6 protein-coding genes are annotated in these 6,564 nt (G+C 65.9%); 5 read left to right on the top strand and 1 reads right to left on the bottom strand.

The features are described from left to right. The first annotated feature begins 19 nt into the window (after window positions 1-19). Window positions 20-511 carry an outer membrane protein gene (locus A3728_RS17965; RefSeq protein ID WP_082858013.1) on the top strand — a complete coding sequence of 164 codons (492 nt, stop codon included), beginning with the start codon at window positions 20-22 and terminating at the stop codon, window positions 509-511. 121 nt (window positions 512-632) lie between these two features. Here A3728_RS17965 and A3728_RS17960 read toward each other — a convergent pair whose 3' ends face one another. After that, window positions 633-1,814: a pyridoxal phosphate-dependent aminotransferase gene (locus tag A3728_RS17960; RefSeq protein ID WP_067926883.1), complete on the bottom strand. Its 1,182-nt coding sequence runs from the start codon at window positions 1,812-1,814 to the stop codon at window positions 633-635. Window positions 1,815-2,056: 242 nt separating this feature from the next. Between A3728_RS17960 and cysS the strand changes: the two genes are divergently transcribed. The 4 genes from cysS to A3728_RS17940 are packed head-to-tail and all read left to right on the top strand — an operon-like array spanning window position 2,057 to window position 6,550. Continuing rightward, the gene (cysS, locus tag A3728_RS17955; RefSeq protein ID WP_067926864.1) at window positions 2,057-3,448 is read left to right on the top strand and encodes a cysteine--tRNA ligase; all 1,392 of its coding nucleotides are present in this window, start codon (window positions 2,057-2,059) and stop codon (window positions 3,446-3,448) included. Next, window positions 3,445-5,061: a citramalate synthase gene (cimA, locus tag A3728_RS17950; RefSeq protein WP_067926861.1), complete on the top strand. Its 1,617-nt coding sequence runs from the start codon at window positions 3,445-3,447 to the stop codon at window positions 5,059-5,061. The genes cysS and cimA overlap by 4 nt, the downstream gene beginning before the upstream one ends. Continuing rightward, the gene (locus tag A3728_RS17945) at window positions 5,058-5,777 is read left to right on the top strand and encodes a class I SAM-dependent methyltransferase (RefSeq protein WP_067926857.1); all 720 of its coding nucleotides are present in this window, start codon (window positions 5,058-5,060) and stop codon (window positions 5,775-5,777) included. The genes cimA and A3728_RS17945 overlap by 4 nt, the downstream gene beginning before the upstream one ends. After that, a complete protein-coding gene (locus tag A3728_RS17940; protein WP_067926854.1) occupies window positions 5,774-6,550 on the top strand; it encodes a squalene/phytoene synthase family protein in 777 nt (258 codons plus the stop codon). Before A3728_RS17945 ends, A3728_RS17940 begins: the two co-directional genes overlap by 4 nt. Window positions 6,551-6,564: the final 14 nt, after the last annotated feature.

Below are 6,564 nucleotides of genomic sequence, written 5' to 3'. Positions count from 1 at the left end.
AACCCAAGATGACAGACCGATCGTCACCGCACCGCCCGCGCCGGTCGATTTTGCTGACCCCAATGACTGGACCGGTTTCTATGCCGGTGGTCAGCTGGGCTATGCCGACATCGACGGTAACCTGAGCGGCGACGGCGCTATCGGCGGCGTGCACGCCGGTTACGATTATGACTTCGGCACGCTCGTTCTGGGCGGCGAGGTGGACTATGACACGTCAGACGCCGATTTCGGCGGCGGTGTGGCGCAGCTCGATTCAATCGCGCGCCTGAAACTGCGTGGCGGTTACGATTTTGGGCGGACGCTGCTCTATGCGACCGGCGGTGTCGCGCGCGCCGATACCAGCCTCGGGGATGAAACCGGCGGCTTCGGCGGTGTGGGCATGGCTTATCGCCTGACCGACAGTTTCGATCTGGGCGGCGAAGTGCTGTACCACGATTTCAGTGACATCGGCACGACCGGTATCGCGGTCGAAGCGACGACAGTGACCGTGCGCGGGTCCTTCCGCTTCTGATCCCACGGGATGATGAAAGATAAGAGCCGGGTGTGACCGCACCCGGCTTTTTTCGTATCGGTTCCCTGCGGGGGCGCTGCCCCCGGACCCCCGGAGTATTTGTCAAAGGGTGAAGGGGCGGTCAGGCGGGGGTGGCGGCACCTTCGCGGGCAAACTCGCAGAGCGTGCGCAGGGCGTCGGTGAAGGCCCGATCCTCGATGGTCATGGCGACGCGCACATGGCCCTTGGCGGCCTCCCCGAAGCTTTCCCCGGGCATGACCGCGATGTGATGCCGGTCAAGAAGCGCTTCGGCGAAGGCTTCGCCCGAAAGCCACGTGGCCCGGATATCGAGCATCAGGTACATCGCCCCCTGCGCCGGTACGAGCGAGACCGTGTTCTGCGCGGCGATGATTTCCTGCGCCAATGCGCGCCGTCTGCGGAAAGGTTCGGCGATTTCGGCTTCGAGCGGAGCGCCCTGAGTCAGTGCGAAGACGGAGGCATCCTGAATATAGCCGGGCACACCGTAGGTCGTATGGGTGGCGAGGTTGATGAGGTGATGCACCACGTCCTCCGGCCCTACGATCCAGCCGCAGCGCGAGCCGGTCATGGCGTGGGATTTGGACATGGAGCCAACGACAAGCGTGCGTTCCGCCATGCCGGGCAGGGCGCGGGGCGACAGGTGCTCGCCTTCCCAGACCTGCGTGTCATAGACCTCGTCCGAGATGAGCCAGAGGTCGCGTTTCTTGCAGACGTCTGCGATGCCTTCGAGCGTTTCGCGCGAATAGACAACGCCGGTGGGGTTGTTGGGCGTGTTGATCAACAGCGAGACCGCGCCTTCGGCGGCCGCGTTGATATCGGCGGCGCGGGGTTGAAACGCATCCTCCGCCCGGGTCGGTACCGCGCGGGGAATGGCGGAGACGCCCCTGATCGTGCCGGGGTAGGTCGCATAGTAGGGATCGAGGTAGAGCGCCACGTCGCCCGGGTCGCAGGTCGCGGCATGGGCCGCGAAGAGCGCCGATTGCCCGCCCGGCGTGATCACCACGTTGTCGCGCGTCGTGCGCACGCCGGTGCGCGCCTCGACCCGCTGGGCCACGGTGTCGCGCAGATGGGCGGTGCCCGGCACGGCGGCATAGCCCGTGTGGCCCGCCATCGCGGCGCGGTGCATGTCCTGCAGGATGGGGGCTGCCGTGCGGATGTCATGCTCTCCGATCGTCAGTTCGGTGACGGGAATGCCTTGGGCGATCATCGCGCGGGCGCGGTTGAAGACGCCCCAACCGTCCGAGCCGCCGCCCAGAAGCCCGGTGATCCGTGTCGATATGTTCATGTCGGCCTCCTGTAATTTGTCGCGCGCAGGGGCGCAGAGCGGCTGGCGATTGTCAATCGTCCGGGCTTGGCGGGGCCGGGCGCAGTTGCTATGCAAGGGCATGACCATGCACCGGATTTCCCTGATTTCCCCCTCCATTTGCCGCTGAGCCTTTCTGCGGGCGGCGCGTCGTCATTTTCTTCCCGACAAAAATGTGCCAAGCCCGCGCCAGACCCGCGTAACCGCCCGCGCAAGGACGACCCATGCAGAACGACCCGCAGATCACGCTCTACAATACCGCCCACCGCCGCAAGGAGGTGCTGGCCCCCATCACGCCGGGACAGGTGGGCATGTATGTCTGTGGTCCCACGGTTTATGATAGGGCGCATCTGGGCAATGCGCGCCCCGTGATTGTGTTCGACGTTCTCTATCGGCTGTTGCGGCAGGTGTACGGCGCGCAAAACGTCACCTATGTGCGCAACTTCACCGACGTCGACGACAAGATCAACGCCCGCGCCGCAGAGAGCGGCCGCGAGATCGGCGAGATCACCGAGGAGACGATTGGCTGGTTCCTGCAGGATATGGCGGCCATCGGTGCGTTGGAGCCCGATCACATGCCCCGGGCCACGGCCTACGTCGGGTCGATGATTGCCATGATCGAAGGATTGATCGCGCGAGGTAATGCCTACGAGGCCGAGGGGCATGTGCTGTTCCGCGTGCGGGAATTCGACGCCTATGGCGCGTTGTCGGGTCGGTCGGTCGACGACATGATCGCGGGCGCGCGGGTCGAGGTCGCGCCCTACAAGGAAGACCCGATGGATTTCGTTCTGTGGAAGCCGTCTGATGCGGCGACGCCCGGCTGGGACAGCCCGTGGGGCAGGGGGCGGCCCGGCTGGCACATCGAATGTTCCGCCATGGCGCATGAGATACTGGGGCCGCGCTTTGACATCCATGGCGGCGGGATCGATCTACAGTTTCCGCATCACGAGAACGAGATCGCGCAGTCGAAATGCGCGGGGCACGACTTTGCCAACATCTGGATGCATAACGAGATGCTGCAGGTCGAGGGCAGGAAGATGTCCAAATCGCTCGGCAACTTCTTTACCGTGCGCGACCTGTTGGATGACGGCGTACCGGGAGAGGTCATTCGCTTCGTGATGCTGAGCACGCATTACCGCAAGCCCATGGACTGGACCGACAAGAAGCGGGACGAGGCCGCGCGCGTTTTGCGGAAGTGGTACGCGCAGGTGGATGGCACCGTAGCGGGGGAGGTGTCCGGCCCGCTGCTGGCGCATCTGGCAGATGATCTGAACACGCACGCGGCACTGACAGAATGTCATCGCCTGGCGGGAGAGGGTGATGCCGCGGGTCTTGCCGCGGCCCTGCAGATGCTTGGACTGCTGGGGAATGACGTGCCGGCTTGGGCCGGCGAGGACGATGGCTCGGATGCCTTCACCCCGGCGCAGGAGGAAACGCTGCTGATCCTCCTTGAACGCCGCAAGACCGCCCGGCAGTCGCGTGACTTCGCTGAAGCCGACGCCATCCGTGATGGTCTTCTGGCTGCCGGTATCAAGGTGTTGGATACCGCGGAAGCCAATTCGGCCTTCGAAAAGCTCGAACATTTCGATCCCGACAAGCTCGAGGCTCTCAGATGACCCGCGAGCGCCTCTATCTCTACGACACCACGCTGCGCGACGGGCAGCAGACCCAGGGCGTGCAGTTTTCCACCGATGAGAAATTCGCCATCGCGGCGGCGCTCGACGCGCTGGGCGTGGACTACATCGAAGGCGGCTGGCCCGGGGCCAACCCGACGGACAGCGCCTTTTTCGATGCGGTCCCGAAAACGCGGGCCACGATGACCGCCTTCGGTATGACCAAACGCGCGGGCGTCTCGGCGGAGAATGACGATATCCTCGCAGCCGTGCTCAACGCGGGGACCCCATCCGTCTGTCTGGTGGGCAAGACCCATGATTTTCAGGTGCGCACTGCGCTGGGCATCGAACTGGAAGAGAATACAGAGAACATCGCCCGCTCGGTCGCGCATCTGGTCGCGCAAGGTCGCGAAGCCCTGTTCGATGCGGAGCATTTCTTTGACGGCTATCGCGCGAACCAAGGCTATGCGCTGGCCACCGTCCGGGCCGCGCTGGAGGCGGGCGCGCGCTGGATCGTGCTTTGCGATACCAACGGCGGCACCCTGCCGTCCGAGATCGGGCGCATCACCGGCGAAGTGATCGCGGCGGGCATTCCCGGGGATCGGCTGGGCATCCATACCCATGACGATACCGAAAACGCCGTCGCCTGCACGCTGGCGGCGGTGGATGCGGGCGCGCGGCAGATACAGGGCACGCTGAACGGTCTGGGGGAGCGTTGCGGCAACGCGAACCTCACCGCGCTCATTCCCATCCTGATGCTGAAAGAACCCTATGCGGAGAGGTTCGAGACCGGGGTGAGCCGCGAGGCGCTGGCCGGGCTGACGCGCACCAGCCGCATGCTGGACGAGATCCTGAACCGGGTACCGATGAAACAGGCGGGCTTTGTCGGCTCGTCGGCCTTTGCGCATAAGGCGGGCCTACATGCCAGCGCGATCCTCAAGGATCCTTCGACCTATGAACACATCGACCCGGGTCTTGTCGGCAATGCCCGCGTCATCCCGATGTCCAATCAGGCGGGGCAATCGAACCTGCGCCGCCGGCTGGCCAGCGCGGGGCTGGAGGTGGCGCCGGGCGACCAGGCCCTTGCGCGTATTCTCGAAGAGGTGAAGGCCCGCGAGGGGCAGGGCTATTCCTACGATACCGCGCAGGCCAGCTTTGAGCTCTTGGCGCGCGAGGCCCTTGGCCGGATGCCCGATCTCTTCGAGGTCAAGCGCTACCGGGTGACTGTTGAGCGCCGCAAGAACAAGTACGACCGCATGGTCAGCCTCAGCGAGGCGGTTGTCGTCGTGAAGGTCGACGGGGAAAAGCGCCTTTCGGTCAGCGAAAGCATGGACGAGGACGGGAGCGACCGCGGCCCTGTCAACGCCCTCTCCAAGGCGCTGGCGAAGGATCTCGGGCAGTATTCGGCGCTGCTGGAAGACATGCGGCTGGTGGATTTCAAGGTGCGCATCACCCAGGGCGGGACCGAAGCGGTGACCCGCGTCATCATCGACAGCGAGGACGGTGACGGCCATCGCTGGTCCACCGTCGGCGTCAGCGCCAATATCGTCGATGCCTCTTTCGAGGCACTGCTGGATGCGATCCGCTGGAAACTGATCCGGGACGGCGCGGCATGACGCCTCCAGAGGACGCGTTCTTTACCCTGCACCGGGATTTGCCCCGTGAAGGCCCGGGTGAGCCTGCGGATGTGGCCTGGGCGTCTGGTGTTGCGGGTCTGCAGCCCGATGCGCGCATTGCGGATGTGGGCTGCGGGCCGGGCGGCGACATCGCGGCGCTCCTCGATGCCGCGCCGCGCGGCCATGTGACCGCACTGGACAAGACGGCCCATTTCATAGCCTCCGCGCGTGTGGCGTGGGGGGACGATCCGCGCGTTACGGTGCTGCAGGCCGACATGGCCCGCATCATGAACCCGCATGACATGATCTGGTGCGCGGGGGCGGTCTATTTCCTCGGGATCGGCGCGGCGCTCAAGGGCTGGCGCAGGTCGCTGGCCCGGGGCGGTGTCGTGGTCTTCTCGGAACCCTGCTGGTTCACGAATGAGCCTTCGGTGCGGGCGCGCGAATTCTGGTCGGAATACCCCGGCATGACGGATGAGGCAGGCATCACACGGCAGGTCGAGGAAGCGGGATACCACGTGATGGGCTCCCGACGTCTCGGCTCCGCCGCGTGGGAGGCATATTACACCCCGCTCATGGAGCGTATCGCCACGTTGCGCCCGCAAGCGGATGCCGCGCTTGGGGCGCTTCTGGATGAGACGGAGGCGGAGGTCGACCTCTGGCGCCGGGAAGGCGGCGATTTCGGCTATCTGCTCACCGTCGCGCGCCCCGCATGACGTTTGACGCCGATCTTGTCGCCTGTGCCGCGCTGGTGGAACGGGCCGATCCGATCCGCTTTCGTACCGCGATGGCGGCCCCGGTGGCCGCGCGGGCAAAGCTCTTCCCGCTCTATGCCTTCAACGCCGAAGTGGCGCGCGCACCGCGCGTGACGCGGGAATCGATGATTGCCGAGATGCGCCTGCAATGGTGGCGCGATGTCTGCGAGGAGATCGCCGAAGGAAAGCCCGTTCGCCGGCACGAGGTCGCGACCCCGCTCGCTCGGGTCCTGTCGGCAGAGGACGCCCGCCTGCTGGATGAACTCACCGCCGCCCGCCGTTGGGACATCTATCGCGACGCCTTCGAGGACGCTGCCCATTTCGAGCGGTATATCGATCAGACTTCCGGGCACCTCATGTGGGTCGCGGCCCGGTCACTCGGCGCCCCGCCGGAGGCTGAGGCGATCGTACGCCTCACCGCCCATGCCGCCGGTATCGCCGCATGGTTGCGCGCCGCGCCAGTCCTGCGGGCGGAAGGCCGCAAACCGCTCGCGGAACCCGCCGCCGAAACCGTGCAGTCGCTCGCCCATACGGCGTCGGAGGCTCTGCGCCGCGCCCGCCGGAATCGCGCGCTGCTGCCCGCAAGTGCCGCGCCCGCGCTCTGGCCCGCGATGGCGGCGGATCATACGCTTCGGCAGGCCCGCCGTGATCCCGAACACCTGTTGGCACAGCCGCAGGAGGCGCGCCTCTCGCCATGGCGGCTGGCGCTCAGGGCCGCGACCGGCGGTTGGTAGCCTTCTTCTCATGA

It is taken from the genome of Sulfitobacter sp. HI0040, from assembly GCF_001634885.1.
In the GTDB taxonomy this organism is placed as follows: domain Bacteria; phylum Pseudomonadota; class Alphaproteobacteria; order Rhodobacterales; family Rhodobacteraceae; genus Sulfitobacter.
The sequence above is the reverse complement of the archived record's forward strand: the minus strand, read 5'-3'. Positions and strand labels throughout refer to the sequence as shown.

What these genes read in the sequence shown, in the direction of transcription:
- cysS (WP_067926864.1), top strand. Translation starts at nt 2,057, where the DNA reads ATGCAGAACGACCCGCAGATCACGCTCTACAATACCGCCCACCGCCGC.
- A3728_RS17945 (WP_067926857.1), top strand. Translation starts at nt 5,058, where the DNA reads ATGACGCCTCCAGAGGACGCGTTCTTTACCCTGCACCGGGATTTGCCC.
- cimA (WP_067926861.1), top strand. Translation starts at nt 3,445, where the DNA reads ATGACCCGCGAGCGCCTCTATCTCTACGACACCACGCTGCGCGACGGG.
- A3728_RS17940 (WP_067926854.1), top strand. Translation starts at nt 5,774, where the DNA reads ATGACGTTTGACGCCGATCTTGTCGCCTGTGCCGCGCTGGTGGAACGG.
- A3728_RS17960 (WP_067926883.1), bottom strand. Translation starts at nt 1,814, where the DNA reads ATGAACATATCGACACGGATCACCGGGCTTCTGGGCGGCGGCTCGGAC.